Source organism: Kitasatospora griseola (genome assembly GCF_014648555.1).
GTDB classification, from domain to species: Bacteria; Actinomycetota; Actinomycetes; order Streptomycetales; family Streptomycetaceae; genus Kitasatospora; species Kitasatospora griseola.
The window spans coordinates 64,547-87,959 of the sequence record NZ_BMRI01000035.1 but is presented as its reverse complement, the minus strand read 5'-3'; the positions used below and the strand labels follow the sequence as shown (position 1 = coordinate 87,959).

General features: G+C 72.7%; 20 protein-coding genes. 9 read left to right on the top strand and 11 right to left on the bottom strand.

Features of this window, described 5'->3' with window-relative positions:
- Together IEZ12_RS30760 and IEZ12_RS30755 are read right to left on the bottom strand one after the other, a co-directional pair.
- Window positions 1-1,715, bottom strand: a 1,715-nt coding sequence (locus IEZ12_RS30760; RefSeq protein WP_229848339.1) for a heavy metal translocating P-type ATPase, incomplete at its 3' end; no start/stop codon positions are given.
- A 55-nt stretch (window positions 1,716-1,770) separates the two neighbouring features.
- On the bottom strand, window positions 1,771-2,043 hold the full coding sequence (locus tag IEZ12_RS30755) for a heavy-metal-associated domain-containing protein (RefSeq protein ID WP_100588172.1): 273 nt from the start codon (window positions 2,041-2,043) through the stop codon (window positions 1,771-1,773).
- A gap of 354 nt (window positions 2,044-2,397) precedes the next feature.
- Between IEZ12_RS30755 and IEZ12_RS30750 the strand changes: the two genes are divergently transcribed.
- The 4 genes from IEZ12_RS30750 to IEZ12_RS30735 all read left to right on the top strand — a co-directional run bounded on the left by IEZ12_RS30750 (window position 2,398) and on the right by IEZ12_RS30735 (window position 6,550).
- Entirely contained in the window at window positions 2,398-3,348 is a 951-nt protein-coding gene (locus IEZ12_RS30750; RefSeq protein WP_189276699.1) for a DUF8832 domain-containing protein, read from the top strand.
- A 95-nt stretch (window positions 3,349-3,443) separates the two neighbouring features.
- A complete protein-coding gene (locus tag IEZ12_RS30745) occupies window positions 3,444-4,871 on the top strand; it encodes an MFS transporter (protein ID WP_189276697.1) in 1,428 nt (475 codons plus the stop codon).
- A 111-nt stretch (window positions 4,872-4,982) separates the two neighbouring features.
- Complete coding sequence (gene nth / locus IEZ12_RS30740; RefSeq protein ID WP_363472244.1) at window positions 4,983-5,858, top strand: endonuclease III; 876 nt, start codon at window positions 4,983-4,985, stop codon at window positions 5,856-5,858.
- On the top strand, window positions 5,855-6,550 hold the full coding sequence (locus IEZ12_RS30735) for an NUDIX hydrolase (RefSeq protein ID WP_189276695.1): 696 nt from the start codon (window positions 5,855-5,857) through the stop codon (window positions 6,548-6,550). The genes nth and IEZ12_RS30735 overlap by 4 nt, the downstream gene beginning before the upstream one ends.
- A 7-nt stretch (window positions 6,551-6,557) precedes the next feature.
- Here the strand turns inward: IEZ12_RS30735 and IEZ12_RS30730 are convergent, their stop codons facing one another.
- The gene (locus tag IEZ12_RS30730; RefSeq protein ID WP_189276693.1) at window positions 6,558-7,358 is read right to left on the bottom strand and encodes a DUF4389 domain-containing protein; all 801 of its coding nucleotides are present in this window, start codon (window positions 7,356-7,358) and stop codon (window positions 6,558-6,560) included.
- A 145-nt stretch (window positions 7,359-7,503) separates the two neighbouring features.
- On the opposite strand from IEZ12_RS30730, the gene IEZ12_RS30725 reads away from it, so the two are divergent.
- Both IEZ12_RS30725 and IEZ12_RS30720 read left to right on the top strand, forming a co-directional pair.
- A complete protein-coding gene (locus IEZ12_RS30725) occupies window positions 7,504-8,688 on the top strand; it encodes a MarP family serine protease (protein ID WP_189276691.1) in 1,185 nt (394 codons plus the stop codon).
- A 124-nt stretch (window positions 8,689-8,812) separates the two neighbouring features.
- Window positions 8,813-9,514, top strand: a complete 702-nt coding sequence (locus IEZ12_RS30720; protein WP_043915058.1) for a metal-dependent hydrolase — start codon at window positions 8,813-8,815, stop codon at window positions 9,512-9,514.
- Window positions 9,515-9,601: 87 nt separating this feature from the next.
- On the opposite strand, the gene IEZ12_RS30715 is transcribed toward IEZ12_RS30720, so the two are convergent.
- The 5 genes from IEZ12_RS30715 to acs all read right to left on the bottom strand — a co-directional run bounded on the left by IEZ12_RS30715 (window position 9,602) and on the right by acs (window position 15,072).
- On the bottom strand, window positions 9,602-9,796 hold the full coding sequence (locus IEZ12_RS30715; protein ID WP_229848338.1) for a hypothetical protein: 195 nt from the start codon (window positions 9,794-9,796) through the stop codon (window positions 9,602-9,604).
- A 129-nt stretch (window positions 9,797-9,925) separates the two neighbouring features.
- Window positions 9,926-10,873, bottom strand: a complete 948-nt coding sequence (locus IEZ12_RS30710) for an alpha/beta fold hydrolase (protein ID WP_189276707.1) — start codon at window positions 10,871-10,873, stop codon at window positions 9,926-9,928.
- A 99-nt stretch (window positions 10,874-10,972) separates the two neighbouring features.
- Window positions 10,973-11,449, bottom strand: coding sequence for a phage holin family protein (locus IEZ12_RS30705; protein ID WP_043915054.1), 477 nt, complete (start codon window positions 11,447-11,449; stop codon window positions 10,973-10,975).
- Between the two features lie 124 nt (window positions 11,450-11,573).
- Window positions 11,574-12,863: a Na+/H+ antiporter NhaA gene (nhaA, locus tag IEZ12_RS30700; protein WP_189276678.1), complete on the bottom strand. Its 1,290-nt coding sequence runs from the start codon at window positions 12,861-12,863 to the stop codon at window positions 11,574-11,576.
- A gap of 229 nt (window positions 12,864-13,092) precedes the next feature.
- A complete protein-coding gene (gene acs / locus IEZ12_RS30695) occupies window positions 13,093-15,072 on the bottom strand; it encodes an acetate--CoA ligase (protein WP_100588180.1) in 1,980 nt (659 codons plus the stop codon).
- 286 nt (window positions 15,073-15,358) lie between these two features.
- Here acs and IEZ12_RS30690 point away from each other — a divergent pair, with 286 nt between their 5' ends.
- The gene (locus IEZ12_RS30690) at window positions 15,359-15,880 is read left to right on the top strand and encodes a C40 family peptidase (RefSeq protein WP_189276674.1); all 522 of its coding nucleotides are present in this window, start codon (window positions 15,359-15,361) and stop codon (window positions 15,878-15,880) included.
- A gap of 118 nt (window positions 15,881-15,998) precedes the next feature.
- Here IEZ12_RS30690 and IEZ12_RS30685 read toward each other — a convergent pair whose 3' ends face one another.
- Together IEZ12_RS30685 and IEZ12_RS30680 are read right to left on the bottom strand one after the other, a co-directional pair.
- Window positions 15,999-18,365, bottom strand: coding sequence for a SulP family inorganic anion transporter (locus IEZ12_RS30685; RefSeq protein ID WP_189276672.1), 2,367 nt, complete (start codon window positions 18,363-18,365; stop codon window positions 15,999-16,001).
- A 337-nt stretch (window positions 18,366-18,702) separates the two neighbouring features.
- Entirely contained in the window at window positions 18,703-19,689 is a 987-nt protein-coding gene (locus tag IEZ12_RS30680; RefSeq protein ID WP_100588183.1) for an ATP-binding protein, read from the bottom strand.
- A gap of 276 nt (window positions 19,690-19,965) precedes the next feature.
- Between IEZ12_RS30680 and IEZ12_RS30675 the strand changes: the two genes are divergently transcribed.
- Window positions 19,966-20,847, top strand: a complete 882-nt coding sequence (locus IEZ12_RS30675) for a Fic family protein (protein WP_189276670.1) — start codon at window positions 19,966-19,968, stop codon at window positions 20,845-20,847.
- A gap of 527 nt (window positions 20,848-21,374) precedes the next feature.
- Here IEZ12_RS30675 and IEZ12_RS30670 read toward each other — a convergent pair.
- Window positions 21,375-22,175: an HAD family hydrolase gene (locus IEZ12_RS30670; protein ID WP_100588331.1), complete on the bottom strand. Its 801-nt coding sequence runs from the start codon at window positions 22,173-22,175 to the stop codon at window positions 21,375-21,377.
- A 677-nt stretch (window positions 22,176-22,852) separates the two neighbouring features.
- Between IEZ12_RS30670 and ssd the strand changes: the two genes are divergently transcribed.
- Window positions 22,853-23,413 (top strand): septum site-determining protein Ssd (gene ssd, locus IEZ12_RS39380; RefSeq protein ID WP_308431096.1); only part of this gene is annotated, 561 nt, incomplete at its 3' end.

The window sequence follows — 23,413 nt, the reverse complement described above, 5'->3', positions numbered from 1 at the left end:
GCGTCGGCGACCTCCAGCACGGCCCGCGCCGCGCCGTCCCAGCCGACCGCGATCGCGGTCCGGCCGGCCCGTTCGGCCTCGGCCTTGGCGACCAGCAGCTCCGCCGGCAGGTGCTGCGACCAGTCGGCCAGCAGCGCCTCGCGTCCGGCGACCACCGCGTGGCCGTCGACCACGCCCTGCACGCCCAGACCCGGGACGTTCTCGAAGCCCTCGACCGGCTCCAGCGTGCCGAACCTCTCCTGCGCGGCGGTGGCCACGGCCTGGGCGATCGGGTGCTCGGAGGCGTGCTCCAGCGCGCCGGCCAGCCGCAGCGCCTCGTCCTCGGTGGTGCCCTCGGCGGTGTGCACGCCGACCAGGGTCATCCGGCCGGTGGTCACGGTGCCGGTCTTGTCCAGCACGATGGTGTCGACCTTGCGGGTGTTCTCCAGGACCTCGGGGCCCTTGATCAGGATGCCCAGCTGGGCGCCGCGGCCGGTGCCGACCAGCAGGGCGGTCGGAGTGGCCAGGCCCAGGGCGCAGGGGCAGGCGATGATCAGCACCGCGACGGCGGCGGTGAAGGCGGCGGTCCAGCCCTCGCCGGTGCCCAGCCAGTAGCCCAGGGTGGCCAGCGCCAGGGTGATCACGACCGGCACGAACACGCCGGAGATCCGGTCGGCGAGGCGCTGGGCGGCGGCTTTGCCGTTCTGGGCGTCCTCGACCAGCTTCGCCATCCGCGCCAGCTGGGTGTCCGCGCCGACCCGGGTGGCCTCGACCACCAGCCGGCCGCCCGCGTTGACGGTGGCACCGGTCACGGCGTCGCCCGGGCCGACCTCGACCGGCACCGACTCGCCGGTCAGCATCGAGGCGTCCACGGCGGAGCTGCCCTCGACCACGGTGCCGTCGGTGGCGATCTTCTCGCCGGGACGGACCACGAACCGGTCGCCGACGGCCAGCTGCCCGATCGGCAGCAGCACCTCGCGGCCGTCCCGCAGCACCGTCACGTCCTTCGCGCCCAGCTCCAGCAGCGCCTTCAGCGCCGCACCCGCCGTCCGCTTCGACCGGGCCTCGAAGTACCGGCCGGCCAGGATGAACGCGGTGACGCCGGCCGCCGCCTCCAGGTAGATGTTCGACGCGCCGTCGGAGCGGGCGATGGTGAACTCGAAGCCGTGCCGCATGCCCGGCATGCCCGCGTCGCCGAAGAACAGCGCCCACAGCGACCACAGGAACGCGGCGCCGGTGCCCAGCGAGACCAGGGTGTCCATGGTCGCCGCGCCGTGCTTGGCGTTGGTCCAGGCGGCCCGGTGGAACGGCCAGGCCGCGTACGTGACGACCGGCGCGGCCAGCGTCAGCGACAGCCACTGCCAGTTGTCGAACTGCAGCGCCGGCACCATCGCCATCGCGATCACCGGCACGGCCAGCGTCAGCGCGGTGATCAGCCGCTGCCGCAGCGGGGCCAGCTCGTCGTCCGCGCCGGCGGCCTGCTCGCCCTTCTCCTCGGCCGGGGGCTCCGGGAGGGCGGCCGTGTAGCCGGTGGCCTCCACGGTGGCGATCAGGTCGGAGACGTCCACGGGCCCGTCGACGACCACCTTGGCCTTCTCGGTGGCGTAGTTGACGCTGGCCCGGACGCCGTCCATGCGGTTGAGCTTCTTCTCGATCCGCGCGGCGCAAGAGGCACAGGTCATGCCGCCGATGCGGAGTTCCACCTCGGTGGAGGCGGGTGCTGCCTGGGTGGTCATCAGGGGCTCCTCGTGGTGTCGGACATCCCGGCCGGCGGCCGGGTTCCTACGGTTCTCAGGCGCGGCCGGTCAGCTCGTAGCCGGCCTCGTCGACGGCGGCGCGCACCGTCTCGTCGTCGAGCTCGGCCGTCGAACCGACGGTGACCAGCCCGGTCTTCACGTCCACCTGCACGGCCTCGACGCCATCGAGCGCCCCGATCGCCTTGCCGACGGTCTTCTCGCAGTGCCCGCAGGTCATTCCGGACACCGTGAACACGGTGGTGACGGCGGCCGGCGCGGCGATGGTCGCGGTGGTGGAGCAGGTGCCGTCGCTGGAGCAGCAGGACATGGGATCCTCCGTTGAAGTTCTCGATACCTGGAGGGGGTATCCCCCTCGGCAATGACATTTATACCCCTGGGGGGTATGCCGTGCAAGCGTTTCCACCCCTGGATCCGCGCCGCCGCCCCGACCCGCCGGGATGTCCCCTCCCTGTGTACGCCTCCTTATGCACACCCCTTCGCACCCCGCTCCGCGTACGGAGACTTTTTGCGGACGACCTGCCGCCGCCCTGACCTCGCGGTTCCGTCCGTTCGCCCGCCCCGTCGGTGTCGAAGCCGGTTCCACGTTGCTTGACACATACCCCTGGGGGGTATCTACTCCGTGATGTCGCCAGGCACCCCACCCCGTCAGAGGGAGTCCGCCATGAACACCGCACTCAAGGTCGCCGTCTTCACCTCGGGCCTCGCCCTCGCGTTCGGCGCCGCCTACGGAGTCGGCCACGCCGTCGGCAGCACCCCGGCCGCCGGACGCGCCCATCAGGCCCACGACGCCACCGCCGCGCCCGAGGGGCGCGGCGGCCGCGAGGAGCATCCGGTCGGCGGGCTGCAGATCTCGGACCGCGGCTACACGCTGAGCCTCGACCGCCCGGTGGTCCCGGCCGGCGGCCCGACCGAACTGAGCTTCCGGGTGCTGGCGCCGGACGGGAAGCCGCTCACCGCGTACCAGCCCGCGCACGAGAAGGAGCTCCACCTGATCATCGCCAGCCGCGACCTGACGGACTTCCAGCACGTGCACCCGGTCCGCGCCGCGGACGGCACCTGGAGCGTCCCGGCGAACATCGCCAAGGCCGGCGACTACCGGGTGTTCGCCGACTTCGTCCCGGCCGCCGAGGCCGAGTCGCTGACCCTCGGCGCGGACCTGCACGCCGCCGGCGACTACCGGCCGGCCGCCCTTCCGCAGACCGGCCGCTCGGTGACCGTCGACGGCTACACCGTGACCCTCACCGGCGACCTGACGGCCGGCCGGACGGGCAGGCTCGCCTTCGCGGTGTCGAAGGACGGCCGTCCGGTCGACGACCTCGACCCGTACCTCGCCGCCTACGGCCACCTGGTGGTGCTGCGCGCCGGCGACCTCGGCTACCTGCACGTCCACCCGAACGGTGCGCCCGGCGACGGGGTCACCGAGCCCGGCCCGGAGGTCGACTTCGAGGCCACCGCCCCCACCGCGGGCGACTACCGGCTGTTCCTGGACTTCCAGCACGCGGGCGCCGTCCACACCGCCGCCTTCACCCTCACCGCGGGCGGCGGCGCCCCGGCGGCCACCGAGGCCCCGGCCCCGGCCCCGGCTTCGAGCGAGTCGGCACACCACCACTGATCGAGCGCACCACCCCCGGCGCGGATTCCAGGCCCGCGCACACCCACGTCGCCCGCATACCCCCTCCCGGTATATCCCCAGAGGAGCCCCCGGCCATGTCAGACCTCACCGCACCCCCTGCACCCCGCCGCTGGACGGCGCTCGCCTTGATCGCCCTCGCCCAGTTCATGGTCATCATGGACACCTCGATCATCGGCGTGGCCCTGCCGAAGATGCAGACCGCGCTCGGGTTCTCGCAGGAGAACCTGTCCTGGGTGTTCAACGCCTACGTGATTGCCTTCGGCGGCCTGCTGCTGCTCGGCGGACGCCTGTCCGACCTGCTCGGCGCCAAGCGGATCTTCGCCGCCGGCTGGGTCGTCCTCGCCGCCGGCTCCCTGGTGGCCGGCCTGGCCGGCACCGCCTGGGTCGAACTGGTCGGCCGCGCCGCCCAGGGCGCCGGCTCGGCGCTGATCGCCCCGGCCGCGCTCACCCTGCTGATGACCCTGTTCGGCGGCCGTCCCACCGAACTGCCCAAGGCCTTCGCCCTGTACGGCGCGGCCGCCCCGGCCGGCGGCACCGCGGGCGTGTTCCTCGGCGGCCTGATCACCCAGTACGCCAGCTGGGAGTGGGTGTTCTGGATCAACCTCCCGGTGGCCCTGCTGGTGCTGCTCGCCGGCCCGTCCGTGATGCCCGCCGCCGCGGCCCGCCGCGGATCGATCGACTGGCTGGGCGCGATCACCGTCACCGCCGGCCTCGCCGTCACCGTGTTCGCCATCGTCCGGGCCCCCGAGGTCGGCTGGGACTCCGCGCAGACCTGGCTGGTGCTGGCCGCCGGCCTCCTGCTGATCGCCGCGTTCGTCGCCGTCCAGTCCCGCCGCAGCGAGCCGCTGATGCGCCTCGGCATCTGGCGCAGCCCCAACCTGGCGGGCGCCAACCTGGCGCAGCTGCTGATGGCGGCGGCCTGGATCCCGATGTGGTTCTTCCTCAACCTCTACCTGCAGCAGGTGCTCGGCCTGGAGGCCTTCGCCTCCGGTGCGGCGCTGCTGCCGATGACCGCCGCGATCATGCTGATGATGATCGTCCTGGCGCCCCGGCTGATCGCCCGCTTCGGCCCGAAGCCGCTGATCGTCACCGGCCTGGCCGCGCTCGCCGCCGGCATGTACTGGCTGTCGCTGGCCCGCCCGGACGGCAGCTTCGCGGTCGACGTCCTGCCGGCCTCGCTGCTCGCCGCCGTCGGCATGGCGCTCGCCTTCATCCCGTCGCTGGGCACCGCCCTCGCCGTCCCGAACCCCGCCGAGGGCGGCCTCGCCTCCGGCATCGTCAACACCTCCTACCAGGTGGGCTCCGCCCTCGGCCTGGCCGCGATGACCGCCGTCGCCGCCGCCAACGGCTCCCGCGAGCTCGGCAACCCGATCGCCCTGACCCACGGCTTCTCCGCCGCCTTCACCGGCGCCGCCGCCCTGGCCCTGCTCGGCGCCCTGGCCTCGCTGCTCACCCTGCGCACCCCGGCCCCCGCCGCCGAGCCGGTGGAGGCCGCCGCCTGATCCGCCGCCCCGTCCCGCCGACCGCCCGGCGCTCCCCGGTGAGCGCCGGGCACTTCGCCGTCCTCGGGGCAAAGCGGCCGTGGGTCCGGCGGATCGGCGTAGCCTTCGTGCATGGCAGAGAGCAAGGTCGCGAAGGCCGGGCGGAAGAAGCCCGAGACGCACCTGGGGATGGTGCGCCGGGCCCGGAGGATCAACCGTGAGCTGGCGGAGCTTTACCCGTACGCGCACCCCGAGCTGGACTTCGACGGGCCGTTCCAACTGCTGGTGGCGACCGTGCTGTCGGCGCAGACCACCGACCTGAGGGTCAATCAGACCACCCCGGCGCTGTTCGCCAAGTACCCGACGCCGGAGGACCTCGCGGCGGCCGTCCCCGAGGAGCTGGAGGAGATCGTCCGCCCGACGGGCTTCTTCCGGGCCAAGTCGAAGTCGCTGATCGGCCTGTCGATCGCGCTCCGCGACCGCTACGACGGCGAGGTGCCGCGCAAGCTGGAGGACCTGGTCACCCTCCCCGGGGTGGGCCGCAAGACCGCCAACGTCGTGATCGGCAACGCGTTCGGCGGCGCCGGGATCACCGTCGACACCCACTTCGGACGCCTCGCCCGCCGGTTCGGCTGGACCACCGCCGAGGACCCGGAGCAGGTCGAGGCCGAGGTCGCGGCGATCTTCCCGAAGTCGGAGTGGACGATGCTCTCGCACCGGGTGGTGTTCCACGGCCGCCGGGTCTGCCACGCCCGCAAGCCCGCCTGCGGGGCGTGCCCGATCGCCCCGCTCTGCCCGTCCTACGGCATCGGCGAGACCGACCCGGAGCAGGCCCGCAAGCTGCTCAAGTACGAGCTCGCCGGACAGCCCGGCCAGCGCCTCCGGCCCCCGGCCGACTTCCCGGGCGAGGCGGCGGCCCGCGCCGAGGTCGCGGCCGGACACCCGCTGCCCGACACCGCCCCGGCCGCGGTGCGGGCCGCCCGGAAGAACGTGGGAGGCACGGCATGACGATGCCCGCAGTGCTCCGGGACGGCCTGCCCGAGTGGCTGCTGCCGGTGCGCGACGCCGCCGAGCGGGCGGTGCCCGAGCAGCTGAGCCGGTTCCTGCCGCCCGCCGAGGGCGGCCGCCCGTCGGCGGTGCTGATGCTGTTCGGCGAGGGCCTGGCCGGCCCGGACCTGCTGCTGATCGAACGGGCCCGCAGCCTGCGCTCGCACGCCGGCCAGCCGTCCTTCCCCGGCGGCGCGCTGGACCCGGAGGACGGCGACCCGGCCGGCTCGGGCCCGCTGGCGGCGGCGCTGCGCGAGGCCACCGAGGAGACCGGCCTCGACCCGTCGGGCGTGCAGCTGTTCGCCCGGCTGCCCGCGCTGTACATCCCGGTGAGCGGCTTCGTGGTGACGCCGGTGCTCGGCTGGTGGCGGCGCGAGTCGCCGGTCGCAGTGGTCGACCCGGCGGAGACCGGTGCGGTGTTCCGGGTCCCGCTGGCGGAGCTGACCGACCCGGCGAACCGGGCCCGGCTGCGCCACCCGTCCGGGTTCACCGGCCCGGCGTTCCAGGTCGCCGACCGGCTGGTGTGGGGCTTCACGGCCGGGGTGATCGACCGGGTGCTGCACTTCAGCGGCCTGGAGCGGCCCTGGGACAGCGGGCGCACCGTGGAGCTCTCCGAGGAGGCGGTGGCGCTGTCGCTGCGCCACCGCTCCTGACCGGTCCTCAGAGGCCGACGCGCAGCGGGGCGAGCGTCGTGACCACGTCCCCGGGGTTGTCGTCCTCGGAGTGCCACTCGTCGCTCGCCGAGCCCGCCGCCCACGAGGCCACCCCGAGCACCAGGTAGATCACCAGCAGCGCCTTCGCGGCCCCGGTCAGCACCAGCGGCCGGGTCGCGGAGCGCTGCGGCTCGGCGTTCGGCGGGTCGCCGAACACGTCCTTGGGGTAGGAGGACGTGAGCATCATCAGGTACGCCTGGAACCGGACCCGGTAGCGCAGCACGGCGGCCGTGGCCTCGAACAGCGCCTGCGGCATCCGGCCCATGACCAGTACGACCAGCCAGTGGATCACCGACAGCGACCACCAGCCCGCCTGCAGCAGGCCCTGGACGATCGCGGCCGGAATGACCAGCAGCAGCCGGAAGAACACCGCGAGCCGGTTCAGCGGCTCGCCGGGGTGCACCTCGATCCGCACCGGGTGCTCGGGCGCGGCGAAGCGGAACGGCGGGTAGCGGTCGACCATCAGCAGCATCGAGGCGTAGACCCTGGTGTCGTACGCCAGGAACCCGGACAGCCACTCGGCGGCGAACCGGGGGAGCCGGCCGGTGAACAGCGCGCCGAACCAGCCGATCACCGTGACCACGAAGGCCACGATCGACAGCAGCCACAGCACGATGAGCTGCGGGATCAGCAGCAGCAGGCGCAGCAGCACGGTGAACCGGTTCTGGCGGGCGGACGGCGGGAGATCGAGGGCGGGCCGGAATTCGGTGCGGTCCACGACGGGCACGTCCCACCTGGGCTGTTCCATGGCGCGGCTCCCTGATCCCTGGTCAGCTGTCCGGATGGTCAGACAGTCCCAACCATTCCGGGCGAGCTGCTTGCCGGGCTGACCCGATCGGGCGACACCGGACGGCCGTTGTCCCCCGCCCGGTGGGTCGTGGGAGGGTATCCGGGTGAACGTCCTGGATCTGCTGCTGATCGCCGCCGCACTGGGCTTCGCCGTCTCCGGCTATCGGCAGGGATTCGTGGTCGGCGTGCTCTCGGTGCTCGGCTTCCTCGGCGGCGGCCTGATCGCCGTCCAGCTGCTCCCGCTGCTCCTGCGCCACCTCTCCCAGGGCACCACCGCCTCGGTGGTGGCGGTCGTGGTGGTGATCGTGCTCGCCGCGGTCGGCCAGGCCATCACCACCCACTTCGGCTGGAAGCTGCGCGGACGGATCGGCCGCGCCAAGGTCAAGACCCTGGACGCGGTCGGCGGCTCCCTGGTGAACGTGCTGTCCATGCTGCTGGTGGCCTGGCTGATCGGCTCGGCGCTGGCGGGCACCTCGCTGCCGACGGTCTCCAAGCAGGTCCGGACCTCCAAGGTGCTCGGCTCGGTGCAGTCGGCGCTGCCGTCCGACGCCCCGAACTGGTTCTCCGACTTCAGCAAGGAACTCGCCCGCAACGGCTTCCCGCAGGTGTTCAACCCGTTCGAGCAGGAGCCGATCACCGAGGTCGACCCGCCCGACCCGGCGCTGGCCGGCAGCGCGGGCGTGCAGAAGGCCAAGGGCTCGCTGGTGAAGGTGCTGGGCACCGCCCCCTCCTGCGGCAAGACCCTGGAGGGCTCCGGCTTCGTGTTCGCCCCGCACCGGGTGATGACCAACGCGCACGTGGTCGGCGGCGTCGACGAGCCGACCGTGCAGATCGGCGGCACCGGCCAGCTCTACGACGCCACCGTGGTCCGTTACGACTGGCAGCGCGACATCGCCGTGCTGGACGTCCCCCGGCTGAACGCCCCGCCGCTGACCTTCGCCGGCGAGGCCCGCAGCAACGACTCGGCGATCGTCGCGGGCTTCCCCGAGAACGGCGCCTTCAACGTCCAGCCCGCCCGCATCCGCGGCCGCATCCAGGCCAACGGCCCGGACATCTACCACCGCGGCCAGGTGGTCCGCGACGTCTACTCGATCCGCTCGCTGGTCCGCCAGGGCAACAGCGGCGGCCCGCTGCTCACCCCGGACGGCCAGGTGTACGGCGTGGTGTTCGCCAAGTCGCTGGACAGCTCCGACACCGGCTACGTGCTGACCGCCGCCGAGGTGAAGGAGGACGTCACCCAGGGCGCCACCGCCGCCGGCCGGGTCGACACCCAGGGCTGCGCGCTCTGACCGGCCGCCCGCCGCGCGTTCCCTGACGACCCGTCGGCGCTGCCTGGTAGCGTCGGCCGAGCTCACCCGAACGGCCCAGCCGGGTCGCCCCCGGCGGAGCCCGACGGGAGGTTCGACAGACGTCATGATGGGTCACTCGCACGCGGTCAGCGGCGCACTGCTGTTCGCGGCCACCGCGCCGTTCGTTCCGCCGCTGATGGGGATCCATCTGTCGCCGGCCGAGGTGCTGATGGGCACCGTGCTGTGCGCCGGCGCGGCGCTGCTGCCGGACCTCGACCACCACGACGGGACGATCGCCAACTTCCTCGGCCCGGTCTCCAAGCTGCTGTGCCGATTCGTCGCCTGGGCCTCCGGCGGCCACCGGCACGCCACCCACTCGCTGCTGTTCGTGGCCCTGATGGGCGGCGGCAGCTGGGCCGGCATCACCTTCCTGGGCCGGTACTTCACCATCGGCCTGACCTTCTTCCTGCTCGCCATGGCGATCAAGGCGCTGCGCCTGCACCCGCCGGGCCACGGGCACGCGCCCTGGATCATCGTGGTCGGCCTGGCCGCGCTCGGCACCTTCGGCATGCTCACCTGGCTGCCCAACGCCCCGGGCTGGCTGCCGTACGCGGTGGCCCTGGGCACCCTGGCGCACCTGCTCGGCGACTGCCTGACCAAGCAGGGCTCACCGCTGCTGTGGCCGCACAAGGAGCGCTACGAGGTGGTCCTGATCAAGCGCACCGGCAACGACATGGAGACCAAGATCCTGGTCCCGGTGATGTCGGTGGCGACCTTCGGTCTGCTGCTGTGGTCCACCGCGATCTCGCCGAGCGTCCTGGGCTGAACCGGCGTCGGGGGCGAGTGCGGCCGGGGGCCGCGGGGAGAACGGTCTCCTCGCGGCCCCCGGCCGTTTCGCAGGTCGGGAGCGCGGTCACCCCTCCCGGCGGAGCCTCGCGCCGACCCAGCGGGCGCGCCGTCCGATGATCTTCGGAATGCCGAGCCGGTACCCCGTGCCGCGTGGCGTCCGCTCGGTGGGCCGGTAGGGCCACTCCGGCTGCGGGACGTGCTGCTGCGAGCTGCTGCTGCCACGGCGGCGTCGGCGCGGCTGGGCTTCTCGATCGGGCATCCAGGTCATACCGGAGGGATTCCCCTGGGCCGCCCGGAGTAACCGCCCCGCGCCATGCAACTGGCTTATGCGCTTGTCATATGAATATCGTCAAGTCCCGCGCGGCACACCGGGATTGACGCCGAGTGGTCAGCCGTCCTTGTGCTGCCGGACCCACCCGATCAGCTCCGCCGTGAACTCCTCCGGCACCTCCTCGTGCGGGAAGTGCCCCACCCCCGGGAGCAGTCGCCACCGGTACGGCGCGGAGACGAACTCGCCCGCCCCCAGCGCGGTGCGCGACAGCAGCACCGGGTCGGAGGCGCCCTGCAGGTGCAGCACCGGCGCGGTGATCTGCTTCTTCATCCGGCGCGCGAACTGGATGCCGTCCGGCCGGGCCATCGAGCGCATCAGCCAGCGGTACGGCTCGATCGAGCAGTGCGCGGTGCTCGGCACCTGGATCGCCCTGCGGTAGGACGTCACGGCCTCCTCGGGCAGCATGTTCGGCCCGGTCCAGGCCCGCAGGTAGTCGCCGACCAGCGCCCCGTCGTCCGCGACCAGCCGGCGCTCCGGGATCCACGGCCGCTGGAAGCCCAGCACGTGGTCGAACGCCGCGATCTGCTTCCGGTCGGTGAGCAGCGCCCGCCGCAGGTGCCGCGGGTGTGCGGCCGACACCACGGTCAGGCTGCGGATCACCGAGGGGCGCATCACCGCGGCGACCCAGGCCAGCGTGCCGCCGGTGCCGTGGCCCACCAGGTGCGCCTGCCGCTCGCCCAGCGAGCGGATCACTCCGGTGACGTCCAGCGCCAGGTTGCCGGGGTCGTAGCCGCGCGGCGTGCGGTCCGAACCGCCCATCCCGCGCAGGTCCAGCGCCACCGCCCGGAAGCCCGCCTCGGCGAGCGCCGTCAGCTGGTGCCGCCACGCCCACCAGTACTCGGGCCAGCCGTGCACCAGCAGCACCAGCGGGCCCTCGCCGAGCTCGGCGATGTGGAAGCGCGCGCCGTTCGCGGCCAGATCGCGGTGCGTCCACGGCCCGGCCGAGCGGACGCTCCACGGCTCCCCGGCGCCCGGCCGGACGGGAACGGGGGCGGGCTCATCCACGGGCTTCTGGTCCAACGACATACCCGCAGCCTGTCATATCCGCGCCCTCCGTACCTGCCCGGCACTCACGGCCGGGCGCAAACCGTTACCGGTCGCCGGCTACTGGATCCGGCCCAGCGCCCGGTCGATCTCCTCCTTGGTGGCCGGCCGCGGCCGGGCGTTCTTCAGCACCTGCGCGGTGGCCTGCGCACCGGCGATGGTGCGCTCCGGCTTCCGGACCTTCTTGAAGTACCGGATCATCATGAACGCCAGGAACGCCGCGATCAGCACGTACGCGCCGCCGACGATGGCGAACGACCAGCCGGTCGTGATGCCCAGTGCCTGCAGGCCCCAGGCGAAGGCGAACGAGAACATCGGGATCGACGCCAGCGCCACCACGCCGGCCACCACTCCCGCCGCGGTGCCGATGCCGCCGCGCGTCACGTCCGCCTTGATCTCGGCCTTGGCCAGCGCGATCTCGTCGTGCACCAGGCTGGAGAGCTCGGCGGAGGCGGCGGCGAACAGTTCGCCGACGGTGCGCTCGCCCTCGTGCGGGATGCGGCCGTTGCCGTTCGGGTTGGTGGCTCCTGCGGCCATCGGCGGTCTCCACTTCGCGGGCTGGATGAGGCGTACTGAGGGTGCGTCACGCACGGGTGTCAGCTCAGCATCATGCCCCTACTGGCGAGTCGGGCACCACTCCGGGTCCCCGGCGGACGGCGTGTCACCGCTGTTGTTGGTACACATCGGGGATGCCGTCGCCGTCCGAGTCGCGGTCCTCGTCCTCGCACAGCTGCCGGTAGTACCGGTTGCGGCGCTTGAGCAGCAGGGTGCCGACCACCGCGCAGGTCAGCGAGCCGACCAGGACGGCCTCCTTGCACAGCTCGGCCAGGTGCGGGTCGTCGACGAACGCCAGGTCGCTGATCAGCAGCGACACCGTGAAGCCGATGCCCGCCACGGTGGACAGCGCGAACATGTCGGACCAGGTCAGCTGCGGGTTCAGGGTGGCCCGGGTGTAGCGGGCGGCCAGCCAGGTGCCGCCGAAGATGCCCACCGACTTGCCGACCAGCAGGCCGATCACGATGCCCAGCGGCGTGGCCTCGGTGAACACCTCGCCGAGCGCCTTCGCGGACACCGGCACCCCCGCCGCGAACAGTGCGAACATCGGCACCGCGAACCCCGCCGACAGCGGACGCACCAGGTGTTCGACGCGCTCGCCGGGGGAGTGCTCCTCGCCCTCCTCGCGGTGGCAGCGCAGGATCAGGCCCATCGCCACACCCGCCACCGTCGCGTGGATGCCGCTCTCGTGCATCAGCGCCCAGATCAGCACGCCCAGCGGCACGTACAGCCACCAGCCGCGCACCCCGCGCCGGTGCAGGAACCAGAACAGCACCAGCCCCGCCAGCGCCGCGCCCAGCGCCCAGAAGGTGATCCCGGTCGAGTAGAAGACCGCGATGATCAGGATCGCGATCAGGTCGTCCACCACCGCCAGGGTCAGCAGGAACGCCCGCAGCGCGGACGGCAGGTGACTGCCCACCACGGCCAGCACGCCCAGCGCGAACGCGATGTCGGTGGCGGTCGGGATCGCCCAGCCTCCCGGGTGCCCGTCGCCGACCACGTTCACCACCGTGTACAGCAGCGCCGGCAGCGCCACCCCGCAGACCGCCGCCACCACCGGCAGCAGCGCCGCGCTCGGGGTACGCAGCTCCCCGGCCACGAACTCGCGCTTCAGCTCGATGCCCGCGACGAAGAAGAAGATCGTCAGCAGCCCGTCCTGCGCCCAGGCCTCCAGCGGCAGGTCCAGGTGCAGCGGCGCGGACGGGCCGAAGGTCACCTCGCGGACCGTCTCGTAGGCGTGCGGCCAGACGTTGGCCCAGATCAGCGCGGCGACGGCGGCGACCAGCAGCAGGATCCCGCCGACCGTCTCGGTGCGCAGCGCGTCGGCGATGAAGCGGCGTTCGGGCAGCGGGAGCAGACCGAGGAACTGGCGGCGCTCGTTGGACGGGCTTGCCACGGGGGGACCTCCTGAGGCGGGCGGCATGCGGACACACGGGTGGTGCAGTGCCGACCAGACTTCCCGGCGCGCCTCAGGACCTTGATGATTCCTTGACATCCTACGGGGCGCGGCAAGAGGTATGTCGTTCTGTCCTACTTTATGAGCGTTCGGGCCGCCGGGAACGGCAACGGGCCGGGCCTGCCCCGATGTCTCACGGAGCGGGCCCGGCCCGTTGCCTGACGGAGGATCAGCCCTCGGAGCCGTTGGCCGTCTGCTGGGACTGGATGAGGTTCATCACCGAGGAATCGGCCAGCGTGGTGGTGTCGCCCACCTCGCGGCCCTCGGCGATGTCGCGCAGCAGGCGGCGCATGATCTTGCCGGAGCGGGTCTTCGGCAGCTCGGAGACCACGTTGATCTGCTTCGGCTTGGCGATCGGGCCGAGCGTCCGGCCCACGTGGTTGCGGAGCTCCGCGACCAGGTCGGCGCTGTCGGTGGCCGAGCCGCGCAGGATCACGAACGCCACGATCGCCTGGCCGGTGGTGGCGTCGGTCGCGCCGACCACCGCGGACTCGGCGACCGCCGGGTGGCCGACCAGCGCCGACTCGACCTCGGTGGTCGAGATGTTGTGGCCGGACACCAGCATCACGTCGTCCACCCGGCCGAGCAGCCAGATGTCGCCGTCCTCGTCCTTCTTCGCACCGTCACCGGCGAAGTAGCGGCCCTCGAACCGCGACCAGTAGGTGTCGATGTAGCGCTGGTCGTCGCCCCAGATGGTGCGCAGCATGGACGGCCACGGCTCGGTCAGCACCAGGTAGCCGCCGGAGCCGTTGGGCACCTCGCGGGCCTCGTCGTCCACCACGGTGGCGGCGATGCCCGGCAGCGCGCGCTGGGCCGAGCCCGGCTTGGTCTCGGTGACGCCCGGCAGCGGGCTGATCATCATCGCGCCGGTCTCGGTCTGCCACCAGGTGTCGACGATCGGGGTCCTGCCCGCGCCGATGTGCTCCCGGTACCAGACCCACGCCTCCGGGTTGATCGGCTCGCCGACCGAGCCCAGCACCCGCAGGCTCGACAGGTCGTAGCGGGCCGGGATGTCGTCGCCCCACTTCATGAAGGTGCGGATCGCGGTGGGCGCCGTGTAGAGGATGGTGACGCCGTACTTCTGCACGATCTCCCAGAACCGGCCCTGGTGCGGGGTGTCCGGGGTGCCCTCGTAGATCACCTGGGTGGCGCCGTTGGAGAGCGGGCCGTAGACGATGTACGAGTGGCCGGTGACCCAGCCGATGTCGGCGGTGCACCAGTAGACGTCGGTCTCCGGCTTCAGGTCGAACACCGCGTGGTGGGTGTAGCTCGCCTGGGTCAGGTAGCCGCCCGAGGTGTGCAGGATGCCCTTGGGCTTACCGGTGGTGCCCGAGGTGTACAGGATGAACAGCGGCTGCTCGGCGTCGTGCGCCTCGGGGGTGTGCTCGGCGGACTGGGCGTCGACCAGCTCGTGCCACCAGACGTCGCGGCCCTCGGTCCAGGCCACCTCCTCGCCGGTGCGGCGGACGACCAGGACCTTCTCCACGCCGTCGACCTTGGTCAGCGCCTCGTCGATGGCCGGCTTCAGCGCGGACGGCTTGCCACGGCGGTAGCCGCCGTCGGCGGTGATCACCACCTTGGCGTCGGCGTCCTGGATGCGGGAGGCCACCGCGTCGGCCGAGAAGCCGCCGAAGACCACCGAGTGGGCGGCGCCGATGCGGGCGCAGGCGAGCATCGAGACCACCGCCTCGGGGATCATCGGCAGGTAGACGGCGACCCGGTCGCCCTTGGCCACGCCCAGCTCCTGCAGCGCGTTGGCCGCCTTGGAGACCTCGTCCTTCAGCTGCGCGTAGGTGATCGCCCGGCTGTCGCCCGGCTCGCCCTCGAAGTGGATCGCGACCCGGTCGCCGTTGCCCGCCTCGACGTGCCGGTCGACGCAGTTGTACGCCACGTTGAGCTTGCCGTCCGCGAACCACTTGGCGAACGGCGGGTTCGACCAGTCCAGGGTCTCGGTGGGCTCGACCGCCCAGCTCAGTCGGCGGGCCTGCTCGGCCCAGAAGGCCAGCCGGTCCTCGGAAGCCTGGGCGTAGGCGTCGGCGGTGACGTTGGCGGAGGCGGCGAGCTCCGCGGGCGGGGCGAAGCGCCGCTCCTCCTTGAGCAGGTTGGCCAGGCTCTCGTTGCTCAACGCGCACTCCTCATCGAGTCTCAAATACCGGGAACCCCGTGCGGAGGGATGGTCCCGTGTGTCCCAGCGCACAGCTCACCAGGCCAAGAGCCGTGTTGACAAGAGGCTCCGGAAAATTGGTGTAGACCTTTGACCGACAGCAGGCTGCGCCCCTGGTGGATGCCCCCGATGCCGCTCGGCCGGTCCACCCCGACGCCTTCCCGCCCCCGGCTCCGATCAATCCCGCACAGCACCTTGACGACCCCCGGCCCCGGTACTCCACTGACGGTACGCAACCCATCACCGTACGCGACAGTGACGGGGGTTCTGCATGACCGACACCTCACCCCGGCCCGGCGACTTCGCGGTCGTCCGCATGGATGGCCGCACCGGCCGCCTGATCCGGATCGGCCAATTCCTCAACGGCGACGGATTCTCCGACTACGAACACGCCTTCGTCTTCGTCGGCGACGGCCTCGTGGTCGAGGCCCAGCCCGGCGGCGCGGCACTCGACCCGCTCAGCGACTACGACGGACACCCCGTGCTCTGGTCCACCGGCCACATCCCGCTCACCGACGACCAGCGCACCGCCATCACCACCGCCGCCCACTCCTACCTCGGCACCCCCTACTCCTTCGCCGACTACCTCGCCCTCGGCGCCGCCCGCCTGCGCCTCCCCGCGGGCCCGCTGCTGCGCAAGTACGTCGCCTCCACCAAGCACATGATCTGCTCGCAACTCGTCGATCAGTGCTACCAGGACGCCGGTGTCCACCTGTTCGACGACCATCGCTGGCCCGGCTACGTCACCCCGGCGGACCTCGCCAACCTGCTCCGCCGCCGCACCGGCGGCTGACGCACAACCAGGGGCGCTGGAGAACCCTCCATGCGCCCCTGTCTCCTTCTTCACGACCGGCAGTCGGCGGTCCCGCGAACGGTGACCCGCGACCGGCGATCGATCGCCGAACGGCCCGCTACGCGGCCAGTTCGGGTTCCGGCTCCCGCTCGGCCTCCGCGTGCACCGGTGCGAAGCGGCCGGACTGACCGTCCATCACATAGGCCTGCGCGGAGGCGAAGTCGAAGTACATCCCCACCAGGCGCAGCGACCCGTCCGACACCCGGCGCTCGACGGCCGGGTTGGCCATCAGCTGGTCGAGCTGCTGCACCACATTGGTGATGCACAGCTGCTCGACCACATCCACTGCCGCGCGGCCCTCGAACTCCGCCGGGGCCCGGCGCAGCCGGGCCAGCGAGCCGCGGCCGTTGCGCAGCCACCGGGCCAGTGCCGTGGGCGGCCCGGCCTGCTCCGTCACGCCGTCCAGCAGGGCCTTCATCGCACCGCAGCCGGAGTGCCCGCAGACCGTGATCGAGGCGACCTCCAGCACCTCCACCGCGTACTGGACGGCTGCGGCCACCGAGTCGTCCGCCGCGCCCGGCTCGTGCGGGGCGGGCACCAGGTTGCCGACATTGCGGACGGTGAAGAGATCGCCCGGGCCGGAACTGGTGATCATGCTGGTGACCATCCGGGAATCCGCGCAGGTGAGGAAGAGCTGCGAGGGGGTCTGGCCGTCGCGGGCCAGCCGGGCCAGCTCGTGGCGGACCAGCGGGGCGGTGTGCTGCTGGAAGCCGCGCACCCCGTGCAGCAGCCGGACGTGCGGATCGTCCTCGTCCCGCTCGATGCAGTGGTGGCCCACCCAGGGCGTCCAGCCGCTGCAGCGGTGCGGCCCGGGGGCGTCGTCGACCAGGACGGTGCCGTCGGGATCGAGCACCTCCTGCGCCTGAGGGTCCGTCAGCATCGAGACCTGGGCGCCCGTGGCCTGATGGTCGGCGCGCCAGGCGTGCAGCGCCTCGAACGCGGCGTGGTCGAGGAAGGAGCCGTCGTGCCGGACCGTCACCCGGGCACCGGCGGGGATCCGGGCGAAGGCCCGGCTCAGCTTGGGCACGGCCACGAACGTCAGCGGACCGTGGGTGCGGACGGTGCAGGAGCCGTCCGGCTCGGTGGTCACCTCGACGTGGGCCCGCGTCAGCCGGTAGAGGGCGAGCAGCACGGCGACCGAGCCGCCGAGGACCACCCCGAGCGGGACGCCGAGCAGCACCACGCCGAGCACGGTGGCCAGGTAGACCGGGAACTCGCGGTGCCGGTGCACCCGGCGGATGTGCGCGAAGCTCACCATCTGCACGCCGACCACCAGCACCAGCGCGGCCAGCGCCGCCAGCGGGATCCGGCGCAGCCCCGCGGTCAGCGCCAGCGCCGCGACCAGCACCCAGCAGCCGTGCAGCACCGCGGACGCCCGGGTGGCCGCCCCCGCCTGCACGTTGGCCGTGGAGCGCACCGCACCGCCGGCCACCGGAAGCCCGCCGAGCAGCCCGGAGAGCAGGTTGGACACGCCCTGGGCGCGCAGCTCGCGATCCAGGTCGCCGGTGCGGCGGGTCATCCGGTCGACGGCGACGGAGGACAGCAGGGACTCGACGCCGGCCACCGCGGCGACCGTGAGCACCAGGCCGAGCAGCGCCGCCCAGTGGTCGGCCAGCACGCCCGGCGAGGGTGGCGCGAAGAACTGGTGGTGCTCCCAGACCGGGAGCTCGACCCGGGCCAGGCGCAGTTCGGCGATCAGCGAGAGCGCGGTGGCGGCGGCGACCGCGACCAGTGCGGCGGGCAGCCGGGCCAGCCGGGCGCCGAACCGGCCGGCCGGGCCCGGCAGCCGGGCGAGCCTCGGCCAGCCGTACAGCACGGCGAGCGCCAGCAGGCCGACCATCAGCGCGGGTGGGTGCGGGCCGGCCAGCTCGGCGGGCAGCGAGCGCAGGTCGGCCAGGGCCGAACTGTGCGGCGAGCCGCCGAGGATGACGTGCAGTTGGGCGATCGCGATGGTGAGGCCCACCCCGGCCAGCAGGCCGTGCACCACGGCGGGGGAGACCGCGAGCGCGGCGCGGGCCACCCGCAGGGAGCCGAGCAGCAGTTGCAGCAGACCGGCGGCGATCGTCACCAGACAGGCGATCTGCCAGCCGAACTGGGCGATCACCCCGGCGGTGACCACGGTGAGCGCGGCGGACGGCCCGCTGACCTGCAGGTGGGTGCCGCCGAGCAGGCCGGCCACCAGCCCGCCCACGGCGGCGGCGACCAGACCAGACGTCAGCGGAGCGCCGGTGGCCAGCGCGATGCCGAGCGAGAACGGCACGGCGATCAGGAACACCGCGAGCGAGGCCGGCAGGTCGTGCGCCAGCAGCGCGCGCACCCGCCGCCCGGCCAGCGAAGCCAGACCGGCGGGCGGGGCGTGGCCGGCCGGCGGGGCGTGGTCGGTGGTGTCGGAGGCGATGGGGGCGCTGGAGATGTCGAGAGGCATGTCTCTTCCCGTTTTCTTCCGGGGGAGCGGACGCAGTCACGTCCGGCGGGGTGGGGTCTCGGTCGGATCGGCTGTCGTGGGTCGCAGCGGGCGTGGGGAGCGGCCGGACGACGGGTGGCCGCTCGGGCCCGGGAGGCGCGGCGACGGCCAGTGGCGACCCGGGTTCAAGACTTGGTAAACCGAGAGTAATGAGACCTTTGCACAGCGTGCGCGCGAGGTGGAAGCGCAAAAAGGGCTTTTCACCACATCGTGTGGTACCCGAACCAGACGGGAATTCGCCGGAAACACCAAGGGCCGGCCCGTCCAGCAGGACGGACCGGCCCCTCGGGCCGGCGGCTCAGACCCCGGCGGTCCGGGCCTGTTCGATGCCCAGCACGTAGTCCGGGGCCACCTGGGTGGCCAGGTCTGCGCCGATCTTGGCGTTGCCCCAGCTCTCCGCGTTGCGCAGGTGGAACCGGACCGCCTGGGCGCTGTAGCGGCCCGGGTCGCGCAACTGGTGCGCGGCGTCCGCGGCCGTCCGCAGCCGACCCAGCACCTCGCGGTTGGCCGGCTCCAGCTCGCGCAGCGGCGGCTCGTCCCCGCGCTCCAGCCGCCGCACCCAGTCGGAGTGCCCGAACGCGGCGTACAGGTCGTCGCCGACCTCGCGGCGCAGGAAGTCGAGGTCGTCCGCGCTCTGCACCTTGTTGCCGATCACCCGCAGGTGGACGTCGAAGTCCTGGGCGTACTCCTTGTACTGGCGGTACACCGAGACGCCCTTGCGGGTCGGCTCGGCGACCAGGAAGGTCAGGTCGAAGCGGGTGAACAGGCCGGAGGCGAACGAGTCGGAGCCGGCCGTCATGTCGGTGACCAGGTACTCGTCCGGGCCGTCCAGCAGGTGGTTGAGCAGCAGCTCCACCGCGCCGACCTTGGAGTGGTAGCAGGCCACCCCGAGGTCCTCCTCGGTGAACGCGCCGGTCGCCATCAGCCGAACCGAGCCCTCGTCCAGGGCGATCGGTCGGGCGCAGGCCGCGTAGACCGGGTTCTCCTCGACGATCCGCAGCAGCCGGGAGCCGGGACCGGGCGGGGTGGTCTTGATCATCTCCTCGGCGGAGCGGATCAGTGGGTTGGCGCCGCGCAGGTACTCCTTGATCTCCGGCAGGTGGGCGCCGAGCGAGGGCAGCGCCGCGGCCTGGGCGTCCGTCAGGCCGAGCGCCGGGCCCAGATGTTGGTTGATGTCCGCGTCGACGGCGACCACCGGACAGCCGGCGGCGGCCAGGTGACGGATGAACAGTGCGGACAGGGTGGTCTTGCCGCTGCCGCCCTTGCCGACGAAGGCGATCTTCATCTGAGTCTCCGGCTCTGTGGCTCTGTAGTGCTGTAGCTCTGCGGTGCCGCGGCTCTGTGTGCCGCGCGCTGCCTGGGGGTGCGGGGGTGCGGTGGCACTGCCGCCTGCGGGCGCGCTCGTGGGGGCCGCGCTTGTTGGAAATCGTTATCGTCACCGATTTCGGCTCATGCTAGCGGTGGTTTGGGGTGCAGCACATGGGGGAAAGGCGGATTGCCACGAAAGGGTGACCCGGGGGTTGCCGCCCGGTCGCCCCGTCGATTCATTACTCTCGGGTAGGTGACCACAGGAACAGACCCGCTCGCCCCGCTGGCCCAGCTGGCCGGGGTCCCCGAGGCCGTCGCCGAGGTGCGCAAGAACGTCGACCGCCTCTACGGACACCGCGTGATGCGGCGCCGGGCGGGCGAGGTGACGTCCGAGTCCGCACTGCGCGGCGCCCGCGCCTCCGCCGCCCTGGAAGGCGCCGACTGGCCGCTGGAGGAGGTCCGCCGCCGCACCGACTTCGGCGCCGACCCCGAGGCCCGGACGATCGGCGCCGCCCTGCGCCTCTCGGCCGAGGCCGGCCAGCTGCTCAGCATCTGGCGCACCTCCCCGCTCCAGGTGCTGGCCCGCCTCCACCTGCTCGCCGTCGGCGACGCCGACCCGGCCGCCGGCCGCCCGCGCCGCGCCGGCGAGAGCGCCGCGCCGCTGTTCCCGCGCGAGATCGCCGCCACCGAAGGCGTCGCGCCCGACGGCCCGGTCGGCGAAATCCCGCCGCCGCCCGCCGCCGACGAGGTGGCCGCCCGCCTCGACCAGCTCGCAGGACTGCTGGCCGCCCGCGCCGAACGCCCCACCGGCGGCGCGCCCGCCCTGGTGGTGGCCGCCGTCGTGCACGGCGAACTGCTCGCGCTGCGCCCCTTCGGCGACTACAACGGCCTGGTCGCCCGCACCGCCCAGCGGATCGTGCTGACCGCCGAGGGCCTCGACCCGAAGGCGATCTGCCCCGCCGAGGTCGGCCTCGCCGAACTCGGCACCGCCGCCTACCGGCAGGCGCTGCTGGGCTACCTGGAGGGCACCCCCGAGGGCATGGCCCGCTGGCTCACCCACTGCGCCGCCGGGCTCGGCCTCGGCGTTCGCGAGAGTACGGCGGTGTGCGAGGCGATGCAGCGCGGCATGGTCTGAACCGGCGGACGCCCCGGCGCAGTTGCGGTTGATCCGGGAACGCAGTCGCGGCCGCTTCGGGGGCGTGGCTGCGGCCGGTCCGAGGGGTACGGCCGCGGTTGGTCCGGGGGCGTGGCTGCGGTTGGTGCGTGAACGCGGTTGCGGCGACGTCCGAGACTTCCGGGCGTCGCCGCTGGCACGGAGACCGGGTTACCAGTGCATGCACCGTGCAATGCCCATCAGGCGGGGTCCTGTTGCCCTTCGCCTGGTGCGGCGGCCCGACAGCGGGTCGGCTGCATGTGGGTGCCCGATTGTCCGTGCGTGGGGTCCGTGGGGCCTGAACTGCGTTGTCGGATCGACCCTGTTGGGTCCTGACCGGGTCTCGCGGGCCTAACCCATTTCTACCGCAGATCGGACAAAAGGGGAACCCGGAAAAGGGTGGTTTACTGGGTTCCCGTGCGGTTTGTCCGATTTGGTGAATCGCGGCCTCGCGCAGGGCCGTTCCGCCCGCCGTAGCCGGTGATGTTGCGGCCGATGGTGTCGCGGGATCAGGCCGTCGGGCGCCGCCGCCGGGCGCTGTACCAGAGCACCCCGGCCGTCAGCGCCGCCGCGCCGACCGCCACGGCGGCCAGTACCGAACGGCTGGGCGCGTGGAACTCCGGGAGCCTGCGCGTCAGTTCGACCGGCCGGCTGAACACCAGCACCGGCCACTCGCGGGCCACCGCCTCCTTCCGCAGCGCCCGGTCCGGGTTCACCGCGGCCGGGTGGCCGACCGTCTCCAGCATCGGCAGGTCGGTCGAGGAGTCGCTGTACGCATAGCAGTTGGCGAGGTCGTAGCCCTCCCGCTCGGCCAGCTCGCGGATCGCCGCGGCCTTGTTCTCGGCGTACGCGTAGTACTCGATCTCGCCGGTGTAGCGGCCGTCCTCGACGTGCAGGCGAGTGGCGATCACGTGGTCGGCGCCCAGCAGTTGGCCGATCGGCTCGACCACCTCGGAGCCGGAGCTGCTGACGATCACCACGTCCCGCCCGGCCGCGTGGTGCTGCTCGATCAGCGAGGCGGCCTCGTCGTAGATGATCGGGTCGATCATGCCGTGCAGGGTCTCCGCGACGATCTCCCGCACCTGCTGGACGTTCCAGCCCCGGGTGAGCGCCGACAGGTAGGCCCGCATCTTCTCCATCTGGTCGTGGTCCGCGCCGCCGACCAGGAAGACGAACTGGGCGTAGGCGCTCTTCACCACCGAGCGACGGTTGATCAGGCCGCCCTGGTAGAACGGCCGGCTGAAGGCGAGCGCACTGGACTTGGCGATGATCGTCTTGTCGAGGTCGAAGAAGGCGGCGGTCCGCGGCACGCCGTACCCGGGTCGGGTGGGCCCTGTGGTGTCCGTCACGGGCTCGATGGAGTCCGGTGCGTCGGAGTCGGCACCGCGGTCGGCGAAGTCGGCGTTCTCGGTGGTGTCCACGGGAACCGAGGATAGAGGGGCCGGCAAAACAGGCGGCCATTCGGTGGACCCGTGGGCGTGCGGGTTTGTGTTTCTGAGCGGTCGGGTACACCATGGAAGTCACGGATCGTTCGCGCGACCGTGCTAACCCGGTCCGGCTCCTCCCCCCCGAGCCGGGCCGTGGATAGACGACCCCCGCTCTCCCCCCCGGCGGGGGTCGTCGCATGTCCGGGGCCATTTTCCTAGGCAATTGAGCCTCCAGGGAGTGGCGTGACGGGCGGTTCAGGGGGGTGCTCCGGCGGTTTTCCAGCCGCTGTCGAGGCTTCTTCGCGTCCGCTCATTTGTCACTCTCCGTAGTGGATCGAGCGTCATATTGGTATACCCGATGCGTCAATTCCGAACTGCTTTGGCCCCCGTCCGAGTGAGCTCGGTTATCCACAGGCTCGGGTTATCCACAGGCATTGCGAACTCGGCTGACGCATTCCGCGCCGTCCCCCACCGTGGTGTCCGCGACGCTGCGCCGACCCACCCGGGCCGCCGCGGTTGATGCGCCGTCAGACCGATCCCGCACCACGCGGAGGCCCGCCTTGTCCGCATTCGTCACCGACCCGCACGCCACCGGCCCCGAGCCCCCGCCCGGGCCGCTGATCCTCACCGCCGACGAGACCCTCGCCGAACAGCTCACCCGCCTGTGCGCCGCCGCCGGAGCCGAACCACGGCTGCTCGGCGGAGCCCCACCACCCGTCCGACTGTGGGAGAACGCCCCACTGGTGCTGGTCGGCGACGACCTCGCCGAGCAGTGCGCCGGCCTGCCCCGCCGGCCCGGCGTACTGCTGCTCGGGCTCGACCTCGACGACGGGGAGATCTGGGTGCGCGCCGTCCGGCTCGGCGCGGAGCACGTGCTGTTCCTGCCGGACGCCCAGCCCTGGCTGCTCGACCGGATCGCCGACGCCACCGAAGGCGTCGGGCCGCCCGCGCTCACCGTCGCCGTGCTCGGCGGGCGCGGCGGCGCCGGGGCCTCCACGCTGGCCTGCGCGCTCGCGGTCCGCGCCGCCCGGGCCGGGCACCGCACGATGCTGATCGACGGAGACCCGCTCGGCGGCGGACTCGACGTCCTGCTCGGCGCCGAACAGGCCGGCGGCCTGCGC